This is a genomic window from Roseateles sp. GW821-FHT09G03 (genome assembly GCF_059416045.1).
Genome location: NZ_JBWKOK010000004.1, coordinates 22,025 through 44,160 on the forward strand (window position 1 = coordinate 22,025; position 22,136 = coordinate 44,160).

The 22,136-nt window shown below is 68.7% G+C and carries 25 protein-coding genes and 1 pseudogene; 9 read left to right on the forward strand and 17 right to left on the reverse strand.

What is annotated here, in order from left to right; genetic code table 11:
- Window positions 1–11: 11 nt before the first annotated feature.
- Complete coding sequence (locus tag AC07OZ_RS15590; protein WP_495468011.1) at window positions 12–1,973, reverse strand: FTR1 family protein; 1,962 nt, start codon at window positions 1,971–1,973, stop codon at window positions 12–14.
- Between the two features lie 314 nt (window positions 1,974–2,287).
- Here AC07OZ_RS15590 and AC07OZ_RS15595 point away from each other — a divergent pair, with 314 nt between their 5' ends.
- The 4 genes from AC07OZ_RS15595 (at window position 2,288) to AC07OZ_RS15610 (ending at window position 6,003) form a co-directional block, all read left to right on the forward strand.
- Window positions 2,288–3,454 (forward strand): CaiB/BaiF CoA transferase family protein, encoded by a 1,167-nt coding sequence (locus AC07OZ_RS15595; protein ID WP_495468012.1) that lies wholly within the window; start codon window positions 2,288–2,290, stop codon window positions 3,452–3,454.
- Complete coding sequence (locus AC07OZ_RS15600; protein ID WP_495468013.1) at window positions 3,454–4,362, forward strand: HpcH/HpaI aldolase/citrate lyase family protein; 909 nt, start codon at window positions 3,454–3,456, stop codon at window positions 4,360–4,362. The genes AC07OZ_RS15595 and AC07OZ_RS15600 overlap by 1 nt, the downstream gene beginning before the upstream one ends.
- A 55-nt stretch (window positions 4,363–4,417) precedes the next feature.
- Window positions 4,418–5,392, forward strand: a complete 975-nt coding sequence (locus AC07OZ_RS15605; RefSeq protein ID WP_495468014.1) for a Bug family tripartite tricarboxylate transporter substrate binding protein — start codon at window positions 4,418–4,420, stop codon at window positions 5,390–5,392.
- Window positions 5,393–5,529: 137 nt separating this feature from the next.
- Window positions 5,530–6,003, forward strand: a complete 474-nt coding sequence (locus AC07OZ_RS15610) for a thioesterase family protein (RefSeq protein WP_495468015.1) — start codon at window positions 5,530–5,532, stop codon at window positions 6,001–6,003.
- A 1-nt stretch (window position 6,004) separates the two neighbouring features.
- Here the strand turns inward: AC07OZ_RS15610 and AC07OZ_RS15615 are convergent, their stop codons facing one another.
- The 4 genes and pseudogenes from AC07OZ_RS15615 to AC07OZ_RS15630 all read right to left on the reverse strand — a co-directional run.
- The gene (locus tag AC07OZ_RS15615; protein WP_495468016.1) at window positions 6,005–6,631 is read right to left on the reverse strand and encodes a helix-turn-helix transcriptional regulator; all 627 of its coding nucleotides are present in this window, start codon (window positions 6,629–6,631) and stop codon (window positions 6,005–6,007) included.
- Window positions 6,628–7,878 carry an MFS transporter gene (locus AC07OZ_RS15620; RefSeq protein ID WP_495468017.1) on the reverse strand — a complete coding sequence of 417 codons (1,251 nt, stop codon included), beginning with the start codon at window positions 7,876–7,878 and terminating at the stop codon, window positions 6,628–6,630. The genes AC07OZ_RS15615 and AC07OZ_RS15620 overlap by 4 nt, the downstream gene beginning before the upstream one ends.
- Before the next feature lie 5 nt (window positions 7,879–7,883).
- On the reverse strand, window positions 7,884–8,756 hold the full coding sequence (locus AC07OZ_RS15625) for a questin oxidase family protein (RefSeq protein WP_495468541.1): 873 nt from the start codon (window positions 8,754–8,756) through the stop codon (window positions 7,884–7,886).
- Between the two features lie 42 nt (window positions 8,757–8,798).
- Window positions 8,799–9,206: pseudogene (locus tag AC07OZ_RS15630) on the reverse strand (VOC family protein); the annotation flags it as partial.
- A 177-nt stretch (window positions 9,207–9,383) separates the two neighbouring features.
- Here AC07OZ_RS15630 and AC07OZ_RS15635 point away from each other — a divergent pair.
- The 3 genes from AC07OZ_RS15635 to AC07OZ_RS15645 all read left to right on the forward strand — a co-directional run bounded on the left by AC07OZ_RS15635 (window position 9,384) and on the right by AC07OZ_RS15645 (window position 11,421).
- On the forward strand, window positions 9,384–9,860 hold the full coding sequence (locus tag AC07OZ_RS15635; protein ID WP_495468018.1) for a protein-tyrosine phosphatase family protein: 477 nt from the start codon (window positions 9,384–9,386) through the stop codon (window positions 9,858–9,860).
- A 61-nt stretch (window positions 9,861–9,921) separates the two neighbouring features.
- Complete coding sequence (locus AC07OZ_RS15640) at window positions 9,922–10,578, forward strand: pseudouridine synthase (protein WP_495468019.1); 657 nt, start codon at window positions 9,922–9,924, stop codon at window positions 10,576–10,578.
- 45 nt (window positions 10,579–10,623) lie between these two features.
- On the forward strand, window positions 10,624–11,421 hold the full coding sequence (locus AC07OZ_RS15645; RefSeq protein ID WP_495468020.1) for an SDR family NAD(P)-dependent oxidoreductase: 798 nt from the start codon (window positions 10,624–10,626) through the stop codon (window positions 11,419–11,421).
- Window positions 11,422–11,433: 12 nt separating this feature from the next.
- Here AC07OZ_RS15645 and AC07OZ_RS15650 read toward each other — a convergent pair whose 3' ends face one another.
- The 6 genes from AC07OZ_RS15650 to rpsP form a co-directional block, all read right to left on the reverse strand.
- Complete coding sequence (locus AC07OZ_RS15650) at window positions 11,434–12,423, reverse strand: CobD/CbiB family protein (protein ID WP_495468021.1); 990 nt, start codon at window positions 12,421–12,423, stop codon at window positions 11,434–11,436.
- Between the two features lie 69 nt (window positions 12,424–12,492).
- Window positions 12,493–13,296, reverse strand: a complete 804-nt coding sequence (locus AC07OZ_RS15655; protein WP_495468022.1) for an NUDIX hydrolase — start codon at window positions 13,294–13,296, stop codon at window positions 12,493–12,495.
- 133 nt (window positions 13,297–13,429) lie between these two features.
- On the reverse strand, window positions 13,430–13,801 hold the full coding sequence (gene rplS, locus AC07OZ_RS15660) for a 50S ribosomal protein L19 (RefSeq protein WP_495468023.1): 372 nt from the start codon (window positions 13,799–13,801) through the stop codon (window positions 13,430–13,432).
- Between the two features lie 208 nt (window positions 13,802–14,009).
- Entirely contained in the window at window positions 14,010–14,783 is a 774-nt protein-coding gene (trmD, locus tag AC07OZ_RS15665) for a tRNA (guanosine(37)-N1)-methyltransferase TrmD (RefSeq protein WP_495468024.1), read from the reverse strand.
- Between the two features lie 20 nt (window positions 14,784–14,803).
- Entirely contained in the window at window positions 14,804–15,400 is a 597-nt protein-coding gene (gene rimM, locus AC07OZ_RS15670) for a ribosome maturation factor RimM (protein WP_495468025.1), read from the reverse strand.
- 18 nt (window positions 15,401–15,418) lie between these two features.
- The gene (rpsP, locus tag AC07OZ_RS15675; RefSeq protein ID WP_297523977.1) at window positions 15,419–15,694 is read right to left on the reverse strand and encodes a 30S ribosomal protein S16; all 276 of its coding nucleotides are present in this window, start codon (window positions 15,692–15,694) and stop codon (window positions 15,419–15,421) included.
- Between the two features lie 265 nt (window positions 15,695–15,959).
- On the opposite strand from rpsP, the gene AC07OZ_RS15680 reads away from it, so the two are divergent.
- Together AC07OZ_RS15680 and AC07OZ_RS15685 are read left to right on the forward strand one after the other, a co-directional pair.
- Window positions 15,960–16,577: a GNAT family N-acetyltransferase gene (locus tag AC07OZ_RS15680; RefSeq protein ID WP_495468026.1), complete on the forward strand. Its 618-nt coding sequence runs from the start codon at window positions 15,960–15,962 to the stop codon at window positions 16,575–16,577.
- Entirely contained in the window at window positions 16,574–17,047 is a 474-nt protein-coding gene (locus tag AC07OZ_RS15685) for an NINE protein (RefSeq protein WP_495468027.1), read from the forward strand. The genes AC07OZ_RS15680 and AC07OZ_RS15685 overlap by 4 nt, the downstream gene beginning before the upstream one ends.
- 10 nt (window positions 17,048–17,057) lie before the next feature.
- Here AC07OZ_RS15685 and AC07OZ_RS15690 read toward each other — a convergent pair whose 3' ends face one another.
- From AC07OZ_RS15690 to AC07OZ_RS15715, 6 genes are all read right to left on the reverse strand, one after another.
- Window positions 17,058–18,068 (reverse strand): inorganic phosphate transporter, encoded by a 1,011-nt coding sequence (locus AC07OZ_RS15690; RefSeq protein ID WP_331613426.1) that lies wholly within the window; start codon window positions 18,066–18,068, stop codon window positions 17,058–17,060.
- A 21-nt stretch (window positions 18,069–18,089) separates the two neighbouring features.
- The gene (locus tag AC07OZ_RS15695) at window positions 18,090–18,737 is read right to left on the reverse strand and encodes a DUF47 domain-containing protein (protein WP_495468028.1); all 648 of its coding nucleotides are present in this window, start codon (window positions 18,735–18,737) and stop codon (window positions 18,090–18,092) included.
- Between the two features lie 153 nt (window positions 18,738–18,890).
- Entirely contained in the window at window positions 18,891–19,244 is a 354-nt protein-coding gene (locus AC07OZ_RS15700) for a DMT family protein (protein ID WP_495468029.1), read from the reverse strand.
- Between the two features lie 60 nt (window positions 19,245–19,304).
- Complete coding sequence (gene folK / locus AC07OZ_RS15705; RefSeq protein ID WP_495468030.1) at window positions 19,305–19,799, reverse strand: 2-amino-4-hydroxy-6-hydroxymethyldihydropteridine diphosphokinase; 495 nt, start codon at window positions 19,797–19,799, stop codon at window positions 19,305–19,307.
- A 24-nt stretch (window positions 19,800–19,823) separates the two neighbouring features.
- On the reverse strand, window positions 19,824–21,467 hold the full coding sequence (gene pcnB, locus AC07OZ_RS15710; protein ID WP_495468031.1) for a polynucleotide adenylyltransferase PcnB: 1,644 nt from the start codon (window positions 21,465–21,467) through the stop codon (window positions 19,824–19,826).
- Window positions 21,464–22,132 carry a histidinol-phosphatase gene (locus AC07OZ_RS15715; protein WP_495468032.1) on the reverse strand — a complete coding sequence of 223 codons (669 nt, stop codon included), beginning with the start codon at window positions 22,130–22,132 and terminating at the stop codon, window positions 21,464–21,466. Before AC07OZ_RS15715 ends, pcnB begins: the two co-directional genes overlap by 4 nt.
- Window positions 22,133–22,136: the final 4 nt, after the last annotated feature.

The following is a 22,136-nucleotide window of genomic DNA, read 5'->3' on the forward strand; positions in this document are numbered from 1 at the left end:
TGAGGCTCAGCTCATTTCCCCGCGCTCGCGGGCCTTGATCTGGCATTGCGCAGGAAGAATCCCAACACCAGCAGCAGCACCAGTCCCTGCGCCGTCAGGCCGATCACCGACGGATAGACGCCCAGCACTTCCAGCCGCGGCGCGGACAACGCACTCGGCGCCAACCAGCCCGCTTCCTGCAGCGCGGCCACGCCCTTCCCGGTCAGGACGACCGCCAGGATGGCCACCAGCCATGAGCTCACGGAGAAGAACTTCCCGATCGGCAGCCGGGCGCTGTAGCGGAGCAGGAGCACCGTGATGAGCACCAGGCAGAGCACACCCACGCCCAGGCCCGCCAGGATCGCGCCGTCATTGCCCTGGCCCCACAGCGCCGCGTAGAACAGGATCGTCTCGAACACTTCGCGATAGACCGCCACGAAGGCCAGGCCGAACATGAAGAAGGCGGACCGGCGGCCGAGCGCCTCGGACATGCGCTCGCGCAGGTAGGCCTGCCATTGACCTGCCACGCTCTTCTGATGCATCCAGATGCCGACGCTCAAGAGCACGACGGCGGCGAACAGGCTCGACAGGCCCTCCGTGACCTCGCGGTTGGCGCCACTGATGGAGACCGCGTAGGTCGCGATGGCCCAGGTGACGCCGCCCGCGGCCAGCGCGCCGATCCAGCCGGCATGCACGTACGGCAGCACGTCCGGACGCTTGGCCTGACGCAGGAAGGCGATCATGGCGACGACGACCAGCAGCGCCTCGATGCCTTCTCGCAGGAGGATGGTCAGGCTGCCGAAGAAGGCCGCGGTCGAATCGGCGCCGGACGCGGCCAGCACGTGGTCCGCGTCGTTGAACAGCCCGTCGATGCGGGCCGCGGCGGCTTCGACATCCTGGACCGGCGCCTTCGACGCGATCAGCGAGCGGTACTGGCCCATGGCCACTTCGATCTGGTCCTTCAGGGATCCCTCACGGGCCGCCAGCGCTTGTTCGTAGGGTTCGACGCCGTCGAGATAGGACGACAACGCGAGCTCGGCGGCCTCCTTCTGATGGCCTGCCTTGAACGCGGCCACGCTTTGATGCAGGCGCTCGCGCGCCAAGGTGAGGCGGTTAGCGCGAGGCGAGGCCAGGGCCTCGGGATGCGCATGGAGATAGGCCATCGTGGCGGCGGCCTGCTCGTCGCCGAGGGAGCCGGCGAGCTCCGCTTCCGTCAGCCGGACGAAGTGGTCCATGCCGGTCACCTCGTCGCGGACCTTCTGCGACGCCTTCCAGAGTTGCTGCCCCTGCTCGCGCTGCCTGTCGTCATGCGCGAAGGTGCCCAGGTACATTGCGACCGCCCATCGCTCCTCCTCGGAGAGTTGACCGAACGCCGGCATCGCCGTTCCGGCGATCCCCTGGCTGGCCGCCTGGTACAGGGCGAACACGCTGCGCTGGCGCGCGCGGTCGTGGTTGGTGAACGCGATCGGCTTGGGGTCCAGCTGCTTGGCCAAGGGGCCGTTGCCATGACCCGATGCGCCATGGCAGGCCGCGCAGTTCGCCGCATAGACCGAGGCGCCCAGCTTCAGGTCGGGCAACACGCCGGGGGCGAGCGGAACCGGGTACACCGCGATCAGGTGCGTCGCCAGGGCCTTGGCCAGGCCGCCGACCTTGGTGGCATCGGACTTGGCGGCGATCTCCGCCTGAAGGGCCTCACTCTCGCGCAGCAAGGTCGCGCGTTCGGGCTTGTCCTCCAACGCGGCGATCTTGTCGTGCGCGGTCTGCGCGAACTCGCGCATCTCGTCGTACTCGGACTGCGCGACGATCTTGCCGTCCTGCACCGCCCCCGGGTAGTCGACGGCCAGGTAGTCCAGGATCTGCCACACGCGGCGCACGTCGGCCTCCGCGGCGCTCGCCGTGCCGCCAACGACCAGGCCGAGGAGGATCAAGCCGGCGGTGAGGATCTTGTGCACGATCCGGAGTGCGATCTGCGGATCGACGTGAGTGCGACTCATTGCTGTTCCCGAGCGAAAAAGTGGCCCGACGTGCGGGCCCGAGGCGTGCGTCAAGCGCGGGGTGGCGCGAGAGCCGCCCCGCCATCAGGAGACCGAGTATGGCCGCCTGGAGCGCCGGAAGGTTTCGGGAAGCTTGCAAGGCTGGGCGATCGTGCGGGTCTTCGTCAGGACCTTCGTGAGGATCGTTGTGAGGATCGTTGTGAGGCGGGCGAGACGACGCCGCTAGTCCGGATCGGACTAGCGCCTAACCGACATCCGTATTTCCCAGCGGCGGCGCGCGTCCGTAGGCTGCTTCCATGAAAGGAAGCGCCTCCATGAGTTCTGAGCCCTCTCTCCCCGACGAGCGTTTGCCGTTGTCGGATGTCCTCGTGATCGACCTGTCGCGGCTGGTGTCGGGCAACGTGCTGACGCATGTGCTCGCGGACCTCGGCGCGTCGGTCGTGAAGGTCGAGTCGCCGGAGCGCGGCGACGACCTGCGCGCCTGGCAGCGCCAGGGCGTCAGCACCTACTGGATGGAATACAGCCGCAACAAGGACAGCGTCGCGCTGGACTTGCGGTCGGAAGAAGGCATGGCCTCGCTGCGCTCGCTGATCGCGCGCGCCGACATCCTGGTCGAGAACTTCCGCCCCGGCACGCTCGAGAAGATGGGACTGGGGATCGACGCGCTGCAGCGGCTGAACCCGCGGCTGATCGTGGTCCGCATCTCCGGCTGGGGCCAGACCGGTCCGTTCGCGAAGAAGGGCGGCTTCGGCTCGCTGATCGAGGCGATGAGCGGCTTCGCCGCGATGAACGGCCACGCGGACCGGCCGCCGGTGCTGCCGCCCTTCTCCCTCGCCGATTCGGTGGCGGGCTTGCATGGATCGACGGCCGCGCTCGCCGCGCTGCTCCGCCAGCGCGTCAATCCGTCGCCGACGGTGCAGGAGATCGACCTCTCGCTCTTCGAGCCGCTGTTCTCGATGCTCGGCCCGCAGGCCTCGGAGTTCCAGCTCACCGGCCAGGCCACGCAGCGCTCCGGCAGCCGCTCGCCCACGCATGCGCCGCGCAATGTCTACGCGACGAAGGACGGACGATGGGTCGCCTTGTCCGCCGGCATGGCGGGCACGCTGCAGCGGCTCTTCGCGGGCATCGGACATCCCGATGCGCTGAAGGACGAACGCTTCGCCACGCATGAGGCGCGGCTGGCCAACATCGATGCGCTCGACGATCTGATCCAGGGGCATCTCTCGACGCTCACGCTGGCCGAGGCGCTGTCGTTCTTCGAGGACCGCGACATCACCGCCGGCGAGGTCTGCGACATCGAGGACCTGCTCCAGCACCCCTACATCCTGGAGCGCGAGCTGCTGCTGGACACGCCGACGCCGGACGGCCGCACGGTCTCCGTGCACGCCGTGCCCTTCAAGATCAACGGCGCACGGCCGCCCGTGCGCCGGCCCGCGCCGGCCCTCGGCCAGGACAACGACAAGTGGCTGAAGGAACAATGATGAGCGCCGCCACTCGCAGCGGTCAGCGCTCGCCTCGTGCCTATCGCTCCTACCTCTTCGTTCCCGCCGACAACGAACGCCTGCTGCAGAGCGCGTTGAACAAGACGCCCGATGTCGTGATCCTGGATCTCGAGGACGGTGTGCATCCGAGCAGGAAGGCGAGCGCACGCGCTGGCGTTGCCACCGCGATCGGGCGCGTGCACGCGGGCGGCAAGACCGCGGCGGTGCGCATCAACGGCGCGCTGAACACCGCCATCGACGACCTGCGCGCCGCCGTGTCGCCGGGCCTGCGTCTGCTGGTGCTGCCGAAGGTCGAGCACGCCCGCGATGTCCAGCTGCTCGCCGGCGTTGTCGACGAGCTCGAACGTGCGACCGGTCTGCCGGCGGGCGAGGTCCGCTTCCTGCTTCAGATCGAATCCGCCGCGGCGCTGCCCCGACTCCACGACATCGCCGCCGCCTCGCCGCGCGTCCATTCCATGATGCTCGGCAGCGAGGACTTCTCGCTCGACGTCGGCGGCCTGCCGACGCCGCAGGCCCTGCTCACGCCGAGCCTGATGGTGCTGTACGCGGCCCGCGCGGCCGGCGTGCTGCCGGTGGGCTTCGTCGGCTCCATCGCCAACCTCGGCGGCGTCGACGAATTCGAGGCCTTGCTGCAGGAAGCGCGCACGCTCGGCTTCCGCGGTGCGGTGGTCGTGCATCCGAAGTTCGTCGACGCGATCAATGCCTGCTACACGCCGACGGCGGCGCAGATCACGCAGGCGCGCGCCATCGTTGCTGCCTTCGCGGTCGCCGATCGCGAGGGTCTCGGCGCGACCAAGCTCGGCGATCTGATGATCGACAAGCCGGTGGTCCTGCGCGCGAAGGCCCTGCTCATCGAGGCCGGCCTGGATCCCGTAGGCGACGGTTGACTCCCGCGGCTTCGACTTTTCCCGCGAATCCCAGACAACAACAGGAGACAACGTCATGCTGACGAAGCGAGAGTTCTGCGCCTTCACCGCCTTTTCCGCCCTGAACGCCGTCGTGCCCGCGGCGCGCGCGCAGACCTATCCGGGCAAACCGGTCACGATCGTCGTGCCGCAGGCCCCGGGAGGCACGAACGACGCGGTGGGCCGCATCCTGGCGCAAAAGCTCACCGAGAAATACGGGCAGGTCTTCAACATCGACAACCGCGCCGGCGCGGGCGGCAACATCGGCACGGAGCTCGCCTCGCGCGCGCCGAAGGACGGCTACACGCTGCTGCTGACGATCAGCAGCACGCAGGCGATCAACCCGGCGCTGTACCGGCGCACCGGCTTCGACCCGGTGAAGGACTTCGATCCCATCGCGCCGATCGGCGTCGTGCCCAATGTGCTGATCGTCCATCCGAGCTTCCCGGCGAAGGACCTCAAGGGCTTCATCGCGGCGGCCAAGGCGAAGAGCCCGTCGTACCAGTACGCGTCGGCCGGCAACGGCTCGCTGAACCATCTGCTGGGCGAAATGCTCAACCGCTCCGCCGGGCTGCAACTCGAGCACGTGCCGTACAAGGGCGTCGGCCCCGCGTTGACCGACATGCTGGGCGGCCAGGTGAGCGTCGGTTTCGCGAGCCTGCCGTCCTGCCTCGAGTTCGTGCGCGCCGGCAAGCTCGTGGCGCTGGGCGTGAGTTCGCCCAAGCGCTCTTCGGCGCTGCCCGACGTCCCGGCGATCGGCGAGGTCGTCCCGGGATTCGCGGGCGAGTTGTGGGTCGGACTCTTCGCGCTCCACGGCACGCCGGACGCGATCACGAAGCAACTGGCCGAGGACGTGACGGCGGTGATGAATGCGCCCGATGCGCTCGCCAAGCTCAAGGCGCTGGGCGTGGAGCCGCTCAGCGGCGGCCCGACCGCGCTGGCGGCGATGCTGAAGCAGGACATCGCGCGGTGGGAGCCGATCGTCAAGGCATCGGGCGCGCGTGTGGACTGAGACGGGGCATGCAGCAGGACGGTCGCCAGGACGCGAGGGGATGCGAGGCGATGCGGGGCGGAGCGGGGCGAGGCGTTCATCCGGATTAGGGCGAGCGCTCTCCTGCGGCGCGCGACCTTGCGTTATGGTCCGCGCCCATGACCGACGTGAAGAGCCCTTTCGAGCCTGAGTTCACCACCGCCCTGTGCGAGATCTTCGAACAGCTGATCACCTTCAACCAGGTGCTCGGCGTGAAGATCGACGAGCTGCAGCACGAGATCGTGCGGGCGCACATCCCCATGCGGCCGGACCTGGTCGGACACTACGCCCACAACCGGCTGCACGGCGGCGTGATCAGCGCAACGCTCGATTCGATGGGCGGTCTCGCGGTGATGGCGGCGATCGGCGCGCGGCATCTCGACGAGCCGCCGCAGCAGCGGCTGCAGCGTTTCGCCAAGCTCGGCACCATCGACCTGCGCGTCGATTACCTGCGCCCCGCCATCGGCGCGCTGTTCCGCTGCGAGGCCGAGGTGATGCGGCTCGGCAGCCGCGTCGCCAACACGCGCATGGCCTTCACCGATGAACAGGGACGCTTGCTGGCGACGGGAGCGGCGGCGTACATCGTGTCGTGAACTACAACGGGCTGATCCGATAGGCGCATCGTCGAGCGCCGGCCAGCAGATGCTCGGTGCGCTCGACGGTGAGTCCGGGGCCGAGGCAGCGCTCGAACAGCGCCAGCTCCGAGCGGCAGAAGCCCTGGCAGCTTTGCGCGGCCGCGCAGATCGGGCAGTGGTCTTCCACCAGCAGCCAGTCCTTGCCGACGCGCTCGGCGCGCGCCATGTAGCCCTCTTCCGCGCGCAGCCGCGCGAGCTCGCGCACGCGGTCGCCCGTCGTGCGGCACCGGTCGATCGCCGCGCGGTAGCGCAGCTCGCTCTCCCGCTCGCGCGCGGCGATCAGTTGATCGAGCCCCGCCTCGCCGAAGACCGCACGCGCTTGCTGGATCAGTTGCACCGTGAGATCGGCGTGCCGATCGGGAAACCGCCCGTGCCCCTCCGCCGTCAGCGACCACAGCTTGCGCGGCCGTCCCGCCTCGCCGCGCTGGTCGTCCTGCGACTCGACCAACCCCTGTTCCTCCAAGCGCGCGAGCAGCTTGTGCGCGCCCATCGGCGTGATGGCGGCGGTCGCCGCCAACGCGGCGGCCGCCTGCGGCCCGCGGCTCTTCAGCTCGAACAGCAGCCGGTCCTCGTTGCCCTGGCTCATGAATGGCGCCTCGCAAAGCGGATGAAGCCGATCGCCGCGCCCAGGCACATCGTGCCGCCCAGCAGCATGATCCAGCGCGCCGACAGCATGCCCAGCGCGCCGCCGATCAGCGCGATCAAGGTGTTGGACAGGCAGAACACCGTCGTCAGCAGACCCATCACACGACCCTGGCCATACGCCGCGAAGCGGTCCGACATCCACGCCGGCATCAGCGCGTTGTAGAACGACAGCGGAATGCCCAGCAACGGGATCAATGCGAGACCCATCCACGAGGGAGCGAGGCTCAGCGCCAGCAGTCCGATGGCCGCGACGACCGCGAACCGCGCCGCGCGATGCAGCGGCGTCGGCCCTGAACCGATGCGCGCCGCGAAGATGCTGGCCGCCGTCATCGCGGCGCACTGCACCGCCGTGACGAGCGCGATGCCGCGGCTGTCCAGGCCCGCCTGCTGCAGCATCCACAACGGCGCGAACTCATACAGCGCATTGACGCCCAGCGTGTAGGCCAGTTGAAGCAGCGCGAGGTGACGCAACACCGGGTCCTGCGCGATCAGCCCCAGCGACTGCTGGCGCCGCATCGCGGCCAGCATGCCGCCCTCCGGCTTCATGGCCGGGCGATCGTCAGGCAGGCCCAAGCCGAGCAGCACCAGGCACGGCAGCATCACGACGGCGGCGACGATGAACGGCACCGCCTCACCCCACGGCAGCGTCAGGCCGCCGAGCAGCGGCCCGACCAGCCAGCCGATGTACAGGCTCGCGTTGAGCCACGCGAAGCTGCGCGTGCGCTCCAGCTGCGGATGCCAGTCGGCCAGCAGCGCCCGCACGACGGCGACGTTGCCTTCGGTCAGGCCCGTCGCGAAGCGCGACAGCACGAATAGCGGATAGTCCCGCGAGGCCAGCGCGAAGGCGCTCAGCCCGTAGCCGACGAGCGTCGCGGTGATGGTGACGCTCAGCACGCGCCGCCGGCCGTAGCGATCGGACATCGGCCCGATCACCAGGCTGCCGACCAGGATGCCGGCGGGGTTCACCGCCAGCGCCAGGCCCATCAGCAGCTCCGGGCGCAAACCGAGGAAGTGAGTGAAGTCGTCGACCGGCCCGCCGACGAAGATCGGCGCCAGGATCGGGTACGGCAGCGCGACGCCGGCGGTGCTCATCAGCGCGAGTGCGCAGACCGCCCAGAGCAGCAGATGCGGATGGCGCAGCGGCGCGGGCGAGGCGGACGTCGCGGAGGACTCGGTGGAAGACAGCACGGCGCTCATTGTGCGGCCCCTTCGCGACGCAGACACAAGGCATAGCCGGGCCAGCCGCGATGGCGCCACTCCTCGCGCGCCGCATCGGCGACCTTGATGCGGTGGTCGTTCATCGACGCGTGCAGCGACGGCAGTTCACGGGTCCAGTCGTCCTCCGTCGCGCTGCCCGCATGCACCAGCGCCCAGGCCGGCGCGGGACGAAGTTCCGACAGATAGGTGCCCAGCCACGCGCGCCAGACGGTGCGCAAGACCTGGCCCTCGTCGATGTCCACGCCGCGCGAGGCAGCGGCTTCCAGCAGCACACGCACCGCGTGCGTGCCGGTCACCAGGTGCAGCGATGCGAACTGGTGCCGCGACAGATAGGCCGCCAGCGAGGCCTCGGCCAGTGCGTCCAACGTCAACCGGGGGCGCTCCACGTAGCCGTCGAAACCGGGCAGCGCCAACGCATGCTGCATCCTCGTCGTGATCAGCGTGCCCGGCATCGGCGGCATCGCCAGCGCGGGATCGGCGCGCACGGCGTCGATCACGTCGCGCAGGCTCTCGCGTCCCCGACCTGCCGGCACCGGCGCGCCGAGCGGGCTTTCCAGCCCGATCGTCGTCTTCAGTGCCGCATCCAGTTCCTGGCGGTGACCGGCCTGCAACGCATACGCGAGCCGGATCGCGACATGGAAGGCCTGGGCTTCGGGCGCGGCCAGCACGCGGCGCAGCGCGTCCTCGACGGACGGCGGCGGCGCACCGTCGTCGTCCGCAGGGCGCGACAGCGGCGCCCAATGGTCGATGTGGCGCTGCAGCGCCTCGCGCGGCGCGCCCAGCCGACCCAGCGCGCCGAGCGCCATCGGCAGGTGGTTGAAGAGCGGCATGGACTCGGTGCCGTACATCGGACCGAACTTCACCGACTGATCCAGCGCCTCGTGCAGACCCGCCGGCCACGGTGGCCCCTTGAGCTCGAGGGCGTTGCCGTCCGGATCGAACAGGTAGAGCGACGGGCCCTCCCCCTCCGCGCCATAGCGCGAGCCGTAGGTGTCGACGGAGACGCCTTGCGACGTCAGCCAGCGGCGCAGCGCGGGCTCGTCGAGCGTCTCGACGCGCAGGCAGAAGTGGTCGACATTGCGCCCCTCAGTGCCAGGCCCCGCGCCGCCGACCCGCCCCAGCTTGCCGTCCAGTGGCACGAGGTCGATCAGTTGGGCCCCGGCGCGCAGCTGCACGAGACCGATCTCCTCCTGGCGCCGCTCGACGGTGCAACCCAGCAGGTCCACGTAGAAGTGCAGCGCGGCCGGCAGATCGCGCACGCGCAGCACGAGGTGGTCGAGTCCCTGGATCTTGATCATGATGGCGAGCTCCTTCTGCTTGCTTGTTGTGGCTTCGGGCATGGTCTCCAGCGTTGTGGAGGCGTCGCCTCGGACGGGGCGTTGAACGCCGTGCCGCCATGATCGCGCCGGCCGTCAAATAAATAAACTTTTAGTTGATTAACATCTTGATCAACAGGGAGACCCGACAATCGGGGCATGGCTTTCCGACCCCTCCCCCTCCCCGACGCCATCCCGGGCCGGCTGTGGCTGCAGTCGATGCCGGGCCGCCGCGAGTCCTGGGGCGCCTTCCTCGACGAGGCGCGCCTGAACCAGCTCAACGTGGTGGTCTGCCTCAACCCGCTCGAGGAAGTCGCCGAGCTCTCGCCGCCGTATCACAAGGCGATCGCCGAGGGCCGCCTGCCCTTCCGCTGGCTGCACGTGCCGATGCGCGACTTCGGCCTCGCGTCGGACAGCGCGGCGTTCCGCCAGGGCGTGGAGCACATCGCGCAGGGGCTGCGCATGGGCGACCGCGTGCTGCTGCATTGCGCCGCTGGCATGGGCCGCACCGGCACCATGGCCGCGTGCGTGCTGAAGCGGCTGGGCGCGCCGGCGGCGGAGGCGCTCGAGGCGGTCAGCACGGCCGGATCGAATCCGCAGTCGGCGCTGCAGTCGGGGTGGATCCACCAGTTCTGAACGGCGACGACGTGTGGACGACGCTCCGACGACTCCCCGATGAAGCTTCAACGACGCCTCGATGATTGATCCGACTCTGCCGTCCCGGCAATCGCTGACCATCGTCCACGCGGACACGTGGCGTGTCGTCGTCGACAAGCCGTCGGGTCTGCTGTCCGTGCCTGGCCGCGGCGAGGACAAGCAGGACTGCGCCTGGGCACGCGTGGCGGCCGAGTTCCCGGACGCGTTGATCGTGCATCGCCTGGACCAGTCGACCTCCGGCCTGATCGTCTTCGGTCGCGGCGTGGCGATGCAGCGCGCGCTCAGCGAAGCCTTCGCCGCGAGGCTCGTCGACAAGCGCTATGAAGCGGTCGTGGCGGGCCTCGTCGAGCGCGACACCTTCGAGATCGACCTGCCGCTGATCGTCGACTGGCCGAACCGCCCGCGGCAGATGATCGATCACGAGCGCGGGAAACCCAGCCTGACCCGCGTGCGGGTGCTGGATCGCGATGTCGCGGCGGGCACCACGCGCGTCGAGCTGGAGCCGGTCACCGGCCGCTCGCATCAGTTGCGCGTGCACCTGCTGGCCGTCGGCCACCCCATCCTCGGCGACGCGTTGTATGCGCCGCCGGAAGTCCTCGCGCGGGCGCCGCGCCTGCTGCTGCACGCGCGGGACCTCAGCCTCCCGGCAGTGCTCGACGCGCCGGCGCTGTCACTGCATTCCCCACCCGATTTCTGAACGCGCGACGCGCACCCCATCCTTTGACACAGGAGCGTTTTCAACATGTCCACGACCGCTTCCAACGACGCTGCCCAGCCTCGTTCCCTCACCGTCATCACCGGCAGCTCGCGCGGCCTGGGCGAGGCGCTGGCGCGCCAGTCGCTCGAAGCCGGCCATGTGGTCATCGGCATCGCCCGGGGCCGCAGCGAGGCGCTGGAGCAGTTCGCCCGTGAGCGCGGTCTGCCGCTGCAGCAGTGGCAGGTCGATCTGTCGAGCCCGCTGACGATCGCGCAGCACCTGGCCGATTCGCTGCGCGCGCAGTCGCGCGAATGGACCAGCGCGACGCTGATCAACAACGCCGGCGTCGTCACGACACCCGGTCCCATCGACGGCGAGTCGCTGGAAACCCTGTCCTCCGCGCTGCGCGTCGGCCTGGAGGCCACCGTGCTGTTGAGCGCAGCCTTCCTCGACGCCACCCGCGACTGGCCCGCCGATCGGAAGGTGCTGAACATCTCGTCCGGCCTCGGCCGCCGGGCGATGGCCGGCAGTGCGCTCTACTGCGCGGCCAAGGCCGGCATGGACAACCTCAGCCGCGCGATGGCGCTGGACGAGGAACACAAGGCCGCCAAGGGGGAACGCGCCGCACGCGTCGTCTCGCTCGCGCCGGGCATCATCGACACCGACATGCAGGCCCAGCTGCGCGGCGGCGATTCGACGAAGTTCCCGGACCGCGACCGCTTCGCGGCGTTCAAGGCCGAAGGCCAGCTGGCCAGCGCGGAGGACACTGCGGCGAAGGTGCTGAAGTTCCTCGCCAGAAACGACTTCGGCCAGCAGGTGCTGGCCGATGTGCGGGACGCCTGAGTCCAGGCCTGGTCAGCCGACGAGGTTCGCCAGCGTCAGCAGCGCCAGCAGCATCATCCACAGCACGACCGAACGCCACACGAGCCCGACCACGCTCTGCAGATGGCCCAACTGCGGTGGCACCCCGGCGGTGGAGCCTTCCGCGCTCGTCGCGTCGATGTCGCCGCCGGACTCGAAGGTCTTGCTGCGGTCCGGCGTCACGCCTGGCGCGGCGCTGCCGCCCAGCTGCACGCCGACAGCCCCAGCGGCGGAGGCGAGGATGATGCCCTCGTTGTCATGGGCCCACAACGCGGAGTCGCGGCGCCAGGAACTCACCGCCTCCTCGAAGTTTCCGACGATCGCAAAGCCCGTCGCCGTCAGGCGCGCGGGGATGTGGTCGATCATCCCGAACAGCTTGCGCGACAGCTCCATCAGGCGCTCGTTGGTCGGCGCGTCCAGCGTGCGGCTCTTGAAGGCCCAGTAGCGGCCGGCGAATTCGGCCATCCGGTACAGCACCGCGCCGGCCGGGCCCAGGCCCAGCGTCGAGAACAGCACGAACCAGAAGAACACGCCGAAGACATGCCGGTGCGCCGCCAGCAGCGAGTGCTCCAGCACGTGTCTCAGCAGCTCGGTGCGCGGCAATTCGCTGGCGTCGAGGTGACGCCATTCGGCGAGCAGGCGGCGGGCTTCGAGCTCGTCGCCGCGCTCCAGCGCGTCACGGATGTCGGTGAAGTAGTGGCTGAACTGGCGGAAGCCCAGCGTCAGGTAGAGCACCAGCACGTCCATCGCCAGCGACAGCAGCAGGCTGTAGGGCCGCACGAGCGCGTAGATCGCCCCGACGAGCAGGGCCGGACCGACGACGGTGATCGTCCACACGACGGCCGCATGGTGCGACCGGCCCGCGTCGAAGTTGCGCCCGGTCCAGCGCACCCAGGCGATCATGCCTTGGTGGACCGGATTCCCGTGCGGCAGAGGCTTGAGCTGCTCGCACACCAGCGCCAGCAAGACCGCGAAGAAGTTCATGGCCCGGGATGATAGCGGCCCGCACACCCTCCGAAGGGGGATCGGTGTCCCCCCGCCCGGCGCCGTGACTCAGACCTGCAGGAAGCGGTAGAGATTGCGCAACATCGCGGCGGTCGCGCCCCAGATGAAGAACTCCTTCGACGCGTCCGCCGTCAGCGTCACGTCGGGGTCCGCATTCGACACCGCAAGACCTGGCCCCGTCCACGGCATCGACAGGAATTGCCGGCGGCCTTTCAACGGTCCGCCATCGCCCTCGGCCTGGCCCGCGGCCTCGCCTGCGTCGTACTCGAAGGTATGGCGCTGGTGGTGCGCCGGGTTCATCAGGAACTCCAGCGGTACCTCGAAGGCTTCCGCCACCTCGAAGGCATCCAGCCGCAGCGAAAAGCCCGGACGGATCAGGCCAACCACCGGCGTGACCTCGTAGGCCGTCACCGTGCGGTAGACGGGAAGCTGGCCGATCAGATCCACGTAGCGTTCGTCGAGGCCGATCTCCTCCTCGGCCTCGCGCAGCGCGGTGCGCTCGGGCGAGCCGTCCTCCGGCTCGGCGCGGCCGCCGGGGAAGCTGATCTGGCCGGCGTGGTCCCGCAGGTGCGCGGTGCGTTGCGTCAGCAGCACGTGCAGGCCCTCGGCGCGCTCCACCAGCGGGATGAGCACGGCGGCCTGCGTCGTCGTGCGGCCCGGGAAGATGCCGCCGTCGCCGGGCAACTCCGGCTCGATGCTCTGCGGATGGAGGAAGCGATCACGCAACCAGTCCGGCGTCAGGCGCTCGCGGGGAACGGCGGGGAGATGCGCATCGGTGCCGGTGACGGGGATGGCGCGGGGATCCTGGATGGCGGGACGGCTGGCGGGACGGCTGGAAGAAGGCGTCGACATGCGGCAGGGACGTCCGGTGCGCCGGACTTGTTCGTGGGCGCTCGAGGCGCGAAGCCCCGATTGGACGCCAGAAACGACAAAGCCGCTCCGGGCAGGGCCTTGGAGCGGCTTTGGGGGTGGCTTGCGCCGAGGATCAGGCGGCGACCGTCTTGATGGCCAGCTTTTCCTTGATACGCGCCGACTTGCCCGAACGCTGACGCAGGTAGTACAGCTTCGCGCGACGGACGTCGCCGCGGCGCTTCACTTCGATCGAAGCGATCAGCGGGCTGTACAGCTGGAACGTACGCTCAACGCCTTCGCCGCTCGAGATCTTGCGGACGATGAAGTTGGAGTTCAGACCGCGGTTGCGGCGGGCGATCACGACGCCTTCGTAGGCCTGCACGCGCTTGCGGGTGCCTTCGACGACGTTCACGTTCACGATCACCGTGTCGCCAGGGGCGAACGCGGGGATGGTCTTGTTCAGGCGAGCAATTTCTTCTTGCTCGAGGGTTTGGATCAGATTCACGAGGATCTCCTGTGATCTTGCCGGCGCGAATCAGGATGATTCCAGGTCAGGCCGCCATCGAATGAATTCTTCGGCGCCGCCCGCGTGGGGATTCAACCAACGGTGTCAAAGCACCGCCCTTGCCCCATCAGCCCAGTAGAGGATCGGAAAACCCGCGATTATAGACGCAGCGGGGCGATCGTCAAACTCCGCCCGGCTTGGCCGTCGTTCAGCCCCGGGCGGTGCGCAGCGACGCGAGGAACTTCTCGTCCTTCTTGTCGAGCTTGCCGTCGCGGCGCGCGGCCTCGATCAGCTCGGGCCGGCGCCGCTGCGTCAGCGCGAGCGACTGCTCGCGCCGCCAGCGGGCGATCTCGGCGTGATGGCCGGACAGCAGCACCGGCGGCACCGGCAGCGGGCCCTCGGGCGTCTCCAGGACCTCGGGGCGGCTGAAGTGCGGGCAGTCCAGCAGGCCGTCCGAGAAGCTGTCCTGCTGGTGCGAGGCGGCATCGTTCAGCACGCCCTCCTGCAGACGGGCGATCGCGTCCAGCATCGCGATGGCCGGCAGCTCGCCGCCCGAAAGCACGAAATCGCCGAGGCTGATTTCCATCGTCACGTGGCGGTCCAGCACCCGCTGGTCGATGCCTTCGTAGCGGCCGCAGAGCAGGATGGCGCCCTCGCCTGACGCGAGTTCACGCGCCAACGCCTGGTCGAGCTTGCGCCCGGTCGGACTGAAATGGATCACGGCCGGGGCGCCTGGATGCGTGCTCGCGCGATCGGCCGTCACAGCGGTCAGCGCACGCTCCAGCGGCGCGGCCAGCATCACCATGCCCGGACCGCCGCCGAAGGGGCGATCGTCGACGCGACGGTAGTTGTCTTCGGCGTAGTCGCGCAGCTGCCAAAGGCGCACGTCGACCTGCTTGCTCTCGTACGCGCGACGCGTCACGCCGACCCGCAGGAAGGGATCGAAGAGCTCAGGAAAAAGGGTGAGAACGTCGAAGCGCATGGGCATCAGGCCCGGCGGCTTCAGTAGTCCAGATCCCAGTCGACCGGGATGACTCTGGCGGTCTTGTCGACGTCGCCGACAAACGCGTTCACGAACGGGATCAGGATTTCCTCGTCCGGCTTGACCGGCGCGGTCTTGCCCGCGGGCAGGATGCGCAGCACGCAATGCGGGCCGGTGTCGATCAGGTCGATCACCTCGCCCAGCGTCTGGCCGTCCTTGTTGACGACGCTCATGCCGATCAGGTCGACCCAGTAGAACTCGTCTTCGCCGGCATCCGGGAACACGCTGCGCGAGACGAAGATGCGGGCGCCCTTCAGCGCTTCGGCGCCGTTGCGATCCGCCACGCCTTCGACCTGGGCGACGATGCCATCCGCGTGATCGCGGACGGAAAGAATCTTGAGCACGGGGGGCACGACATGCGGCTTGCCCGGCAATGCCTTCTCGCTCGGTTTCATGAACCAGTGGCGAGAGGCGAAGAGCGCCTGGGCATCGGGGGAATGGCTGAGGATCTTCAGCCAGCCCTTGATGCCCCAGGCGTCCAGCACGCGCCCGACTTCGATGGCGTCCTCCGGAAAGGCCGGGGAACTCTCGATCACGTCGTCAGGCGCCTGCTTCATCGACTGCGATCCGGAGGATTAGGCAGCGACGGCGGCGGCCGGAGCGGCAGCCGACTTCTTGGCCACGTCGACCAGGCGCGCGACGGCCGGCGACAGTTGGGCGCCGGTGCCGACCCAGTAGGACACGCGGTCCTGGGCGACACGCAGGCCTTCGGCGTTGCCGGTGGCGACGGGGTTATAGAAACCGACGCGCTCGATGAAGCGGCCATCGCGACGATTGCGGCTGTCGGTCACGACGATGTTGTAGAACGGACGCTTCTTGGAGCCACCGCGGGAGAGTCGAATAACGACCATGATCTATCCTTCAGGTTTTGAGCGTTCCACCGCACCAGGGAGACACACAGGGGCAAGCAGACAATTGGATCGACTTCTCAAGGGGCACGCGTGTGTCGCGAAAGATCCCCACGAAAGGTCGACAGCGGCCCTGTAGATACGCCCCCGGACCGTCATCACCCAAGCTCCGGATCAGGAAGCTTCGAAGCGTGACAGCCACACCCAGGGGCCAGCGCCAAAACCCAGCATTATAAACTCGCGTTTGACGCTTTGTCCTCCTCCCCCAATGACGACGACCACCAGCAGTTCCTCCCCTCTCCTGATCCGCCCCAGCCTGGAGGGCGATATCGCCTCGATCCAGCAGATCTACGAGCACGCGGTGCTGCACGGCACCGGCACTTTCGAGACCGACGTGCCCGACCGCGCCGAGATGGGCCGACGCCGCACCGAGGTGCTCAGCCGCAGCCTGCCCTACCTGATCGCGGAGCGTGACGGGCAGGTGCTCGGCTTCGCGTACGCCAACTACTTCCGCCCGCGGCTGGCCTACCGCTACTTCGTCGAGGACTCGATCTACCTCGCACCCCAGGCCCAGGGCCAGGGCGTCGGCCGCCTGTTGCTGGCCGAACTGATCGCCCGCTGCGAGGCGGCCGGCGCGCGCCAGATGGTGGCCGTGATCGGCGATTCCCAGAACCTCGGTTCGATCGGCGTGCATCGCAGCCACGGCTTCGAGGACATCGGCGTCATGAAGGCCGCCGGCTGGAAATTCGGCAAATGGCTGGATGTCGTGCTGATGCAACGCCAGTTGGGTCAGGGTGACAGCAGTTCGCCCACCGGTGCGACACCCGCGGCCACGGCGGCCTCGCCGGCGGCGCCTTCCGCTCCCGCCGAGACTCCGGCCGCATGAGCGCCGTCGCCCCTGACGCCGGCGGCGCGGCGGACTTCAAGTCCAAGACCGTCGCCACCTGGCTGAGCTTCGCGCTCGGCAGCCTCGGGGCGCATCGCTTCTACCTGCACGGTTTCAGCGACAAGCTCGCCTGGCTGCATCCGCTGCCGACGTTGCTCGGCCTCTATGGCGTGCATCGCATGGACACGCTTGGCCAGGATGATGTCGCCGCCTGGTTCCTGATCCCGCTGCTCGGTCTGATGATCGCCCAGAGCATGCTGGCGGGCATCGTCTACGGCCTGATGCCCGACGAACGCTGGGCCGACCGCTTCAATCCCGGCCAAGCGGTGCGCAGGACCGGCTGGCTGCCGATCCTGGGCGTCATCGCGTGTTTGATGGTCGGCGGCGCCTGCCTGATGGCGACGATCGCCTTCTCGGCGCAGCGCTACTTCGAATCGCAGGTCGAAGCCGCCCGCGAGATCAGCCAGTAGCGCCTTTTGCTCAGAACAGCGTGAAGCTGATCCAGTAGAACAGCCCGGCGATGAACGCCGACGCCGGGATCGTGAAGATCCAGGCCCAGACGATGTTTCCGGCGACGCCCCACCGCACTGACGACGCACGCTGCGTCGAGCCCACGCCGACGATGGCGCCGGTGATCGTGTGCGTCGTGGACACGGGGATCCCGAGCGAAGTCGCCAGGAACAGCGTGATCGCGCCACCGGTTTCCGCGCAGAACCCGCCGACCGGTTTCAGCTTGGTGATCTTCTGCCCCATCGTGCGGACGATGCGCCAGCCGCCGAACATCGTGCCCAGGCCGATCGCCAGGTAGCAGATGACGATGACCCAGGTCGGCGGCGAATGCTCGCCGGCGCCTGCGTAGCCGGAGGCGATCAGCAGCATCCAGATCAGGCCGATGGTCTTCTGCGCGTCATTGCCGCCGTGGCCCAGGCTGTACAGCCCGGCCGAGACCAGCTGCAGCCGCCGGAACCAGTTGTCCACCCGCAGCGGCGAGCTGCGTCTGAACAGCCACGCCACCGCCACCATCAGCAGCGAGCCCAGCAGGAAGCCCAGCAGCGGCGAGACGAAGATGAACAGCACGGTCTTGCCGATGCCGCTCATGATCAGGCCCTTGGTGCCCGCCTTGGCGATCGCCGCGCCGACCAGGCCGCCGATCAGCGCATGCGACGAGCTCGACGGGATGCCGTAGAACCAGGTGATGACGTTCCAGGCGATCGCCCCGATCAGCGCGCCGAAGATCACGTGGTGATCGACGATGCCCGCATCGATCGATCCCTTGCCGATCGTGGCCGCCACCTTCAGTTCGAAGAACAGCACCGCGATCACGTTGAAGAAGGCCGCGAACAGCACGGCCTGCTGCGGCTTGAGGACGCCGGTCGACACGACCGTCGCGATCGAGTTCGCCGCGTCATGGAAGCCGTTCATGAAGTCGAAGGCGACGGCCAGCACCACGAGCATGGCCACGACCCAGAAGGCCACGTGCATCGTTCCCATGGGAGACGCTCCGCGACCGGGTCAGGAATTCTCGAGGACGATGCCCTCGATGAGGTTGGCGACGTCCTCGCAGCGGTCGGAGATCGACTCCAGCTGCTCGTAGATCGCCTTGAGCTTGATCAGCTCGCGCACGTCCTCCTGTTCGCGGAACAGCTTGGACATCGCGGCGCGCATCACGCGGTCGGCGTCGGACTCGAGCTGGTCAATCTCCTCGCAGGCCTTGATGGCGGCCTCGGCGGTCTTGGGCTCGCTCAGCTTGGGCAGCAGCGTCACGGCGTGCTTCACGCGCTCGCAGCACTTGGCCGACAGCTCGCCCAGGCGCAGCACTTCCTCGGGGATGGAGCGCACGTCGTAGAGCTGCATCGTCTCGCTGGAGTCCTGCAGCAGGTCCAGGATGTCGTCCATCGCGTTGATCAGGCCGTGGATCTGCTCGCGGTCGATCGGCGTGATGAAGGTGCGGTGCAGCAGCCGGTTCACCTCGGCGGTGACACGGTCGGCATGGTGCTCGGCCTTGTCGACCTCGGCGGCGTACTTTTCGCGCAGCGTCAGGTCGTTGTAGTTCTGGATCATGAGCATGAAGGCGCGCGCGCCTTCGACGATCTGCGTGCCGTGCTCATTGAACAGTTCGAAGAAATTGCCCTCTCGGGGCAGCAGCTTGCCGAAAAACATGGGGGAGGCTCCGCGCCGTGCGATCCGCGCCGGATCGTCACAATTGAGTCATTTCCGTGTCACGGAAAACCCGCGAGTGTAGCGGTCCGTGGCCCGTTGGAGCCATACCCCAGGATTGGCGCCTACTCCCCCACCCATCCGGGGAGCGGGAAATCAGCTGCGGAAGATGAAGTAGACGGCGCCCATCAGGCACAACCCCGCCCAGATGTAGTCGGTCTTGAACGGCTGGTTCATGAAGAACATCGAGAACGGCACGAACACCGCCAGCGTGATCACCTCCTGAGTGATCTTGAGCTGCGCCAGCGTGAAGCCGCCCTGGTAGCCGATGCGGTTGGCCGGCACCTGCAACAGGTACTCGAAGAGCGCGATGCCCCAGCTGATCAGCGCCGCCACGTACCACGGACGCGCCGCCAGATCCTTCAGGTGGCCGTACCACGCGAAGGTCATGAAGACGTTGGACAGCGTCAGCAGGACGATCGTCTGCCAGCCGGCGGCGGTTGCGAACATGGAGAGGTCTCCCGAAGAGTTGGAGGGGGCGCGACGCGGGTGCGACGTTCGCGCGATTCGTCAGGGAAGGCGCAAGGGCGCGCCTTCGCGCTCGACGACCTGATCGGCGACCGCGGGCAGATGCTCCGCCAGCCCACCCAAGCCCGGCGCGTCCAGCGCCGGCTCGAGTTCCAGCAGCGGGCGCAGCACGAAGGCACGCTGGTGCAGTCGCGGATGCGGAACGATGAGCCGGTCCAGGTCGATGGTCTCGTTGCCGTAGAGCAGCAGGTCGAGGTCGAGGGTCCGCGGCGCATGGCGGAACGGCCGTTCGCGCCCGTGGCGAAGCTCGATGGCCTGCAAGGCCGCGAGCAGCGTCAGCGGCGGCAAGCTCGTCGCCACGCGGGCGACCGCATTCAGGTAGTCGGGTCCCTCGCATCCGATCGGCGCGCTGCGCCAGGCGGAGGAGACGGCTTCCAGGGTCAGGTCTTTCACGTCGGCGAGGTCGGCCAGCGCCGCTTCCAGCGTGCGCCGCAGATCGCCGAGGTTGGCGCCCAGGCCGACGTAGGCCGTGATCATTCGTCGAGGACGTTGCTGCGGGACTTACTCGTCGCCGGACGGGCCGGTCTCCGTCGACGCACCCGCGCCGCCGGCACCACCCGCCGCCTTCGGCTTGCGACGGCGACGGCGCTTCTTGGCGGGATGACCGGAGCCGCCCTCGCCTTCCGCGGCGTCGACCGCTTCGGCGTCGATGGGCAGACCGGCCGCCGACTCACCGCTGACCGGCATCGTCGAGGGCGTGCTCACGGCGCCGCGCGGCACCGAGTGCACGCGTCCGCCGCCCGCCTTGGGCTTGCTGCGCGGACCGCCCTGGCGCTGCGTCTCGCGCGCCAGTTCCAGCAGCGCGCGGCGCTCGTCTTCAGTACCCAGCGCGAAGTCTTCCCACCAGTCGGCCAGGGCCGGATCGATCTCGCCCGCCTCGGCGCGCAGCGCCAGGAAGTCGAAGCCGGCGCGATAGCGCGGCTGCTCGATCAGGCGGTGCGGACCGCTGCCGGTGCGGCGCTCGAAGCGCGGCTGCATCATCCAGATCTCGCGCATGTCCGCCGCAAGCTTGCCGCGGCCGGAGATGTCGCCGACACGCGCGTCGAAGACCAGATCGATCGCCTGCTGCAACGCAGCGACTGCCCCCTCGCCGCCGTCGATCAGGCGCGTCCAGCGCTGCTGGACCTCGCCCCACAGCATGCAGGCGAGCATGAAGCTCGGCGCCACCGAGCGGCCTTCCTCGACGCGCTTGTCGGTGTCTTCCAGCGCCAGGCGGACGAACTTGCCGTGCACGTTGTCCGGCAGCGCGCCGTCCTTGTCCAGCACCGCATCCAGAATGGGGAACACGCCGCGCGCCAGGCCCTGCTTGCGCAGCTCGTCGATGCTGGCCAGCGCGTGGCCGGTCTGCAGCAGCTTGATCATCTCGTCGAACATCCGCGACAGCGGCACGTTCGCGAGCAGCGGCGCCATCGTGGCGATGGGCGCGCGGGTCTTGGGCTCGATCGTGAAGCCCAGCTTCGCGGCGAAGCGCACGGCGCGCAGGATGCGGACCGGGTCCTCGCGGTAGCGGCTCTCGGGATCACCGATCATCCGCAGCACCTTCTTGCGGGCGTCGGCCAGACCGCCGTGGTAGTCGACCACCAGCTCGCGCTCCGGGTTGTAGTACATCGCGTTGACGGTGAAATCGCGTCGCGCGGCGTCCTCGATCTGCGGACCCCAGACGTTGTCGCGCAGCACCCGGCCGGACGCGTCGACGACGTGCGACTTGCCTTCGAGCGCGCCCTTGGACGTCTTCTCGTTGCCCTGCACCTGCTCGGCGTCGTCTTCCTTGAGCAGCGCGCGGAAGGTCGAGACCTCGATCACCTCGTGCTCGCGGCCGCGGCCGTAGACCACGTGGACGATGCGGAAGCGCCGGCCGATGATGAAGGCGCGGCGGAACTGGTTCTTCACCTGCTCCGGCGTCGCGTCGGTGGCGACGTCGAAGTCCTTGGGCCGGCGGCCCAGCAGCAGGTCGCGCACGGCGCCGCCGACGATGAAGGCCTCGTAGCCCGCGTCGGTCAGGCCCTTGACGACCTTGACACCGCGCTCGTCGAGCAGCGCCGGGTCGATGCGGTGTTCCTCCGCCGCGATTTCCACGCGCTTGCCCAGCGGCGTGGCGGTGCTTTCGGACTTGCCCAACAACTTGTTGATGAATTTCTTGATCATTCGAACAGCTTCAGTATCGGCCAGCCGCGCTCGCGCGCCAGCGCCTCGAGGGCCGAGGTGGGGTTGGTCGCCACCGGATGACTGACCCGCTCCAGCAGCGGTAGGTCATTCATCGAGTCGCTGTAGAAATGCACGCGCTCGAAATCCTCCCAGCGGTGCCCCTGCGCCGCCAGCCATTCGTTCACGCGCACGATCTTGCCCGCCTGGAAGGACGGGGTCCCCTGCACGCGCCCGGTGAACGACCCGGTCGCGTCGCGCTCCAGCTGCACGGCGATCAGGTGATCGATGCCGAAGGCCTTGGCGATCGGCGCGGTCACGAATTCGTTGGTCGCCGTCACCACGACCACCAGATCCCCGGCGTCCAGGTGGCGCTGCACGAGTGCGCGCGCATTGTCGCGCAACATCGGCGCGACGATCCGGGCCATGAAATCGGCGCGGGCCGCCTCGGCCTCGGCCAGCGGCCGGGCGCGCCAGACGGAGGTGGCGAACTCGACGTACTCGTCCAGGTCGAGGTCCCCGCGCTGGTAGTCCGCGTAGAAACCGTCGTTGCGGGCGGCCCAGGCGGCGCCGTCGGCCCAGCCGATCTCCACCATGTAGCCGCCGAAGGCGTGGTCCGAGTCCTGCGGGATCAGCGTGCCGTCGAGGTCGAACAGGGTCAGGTCCACGGGT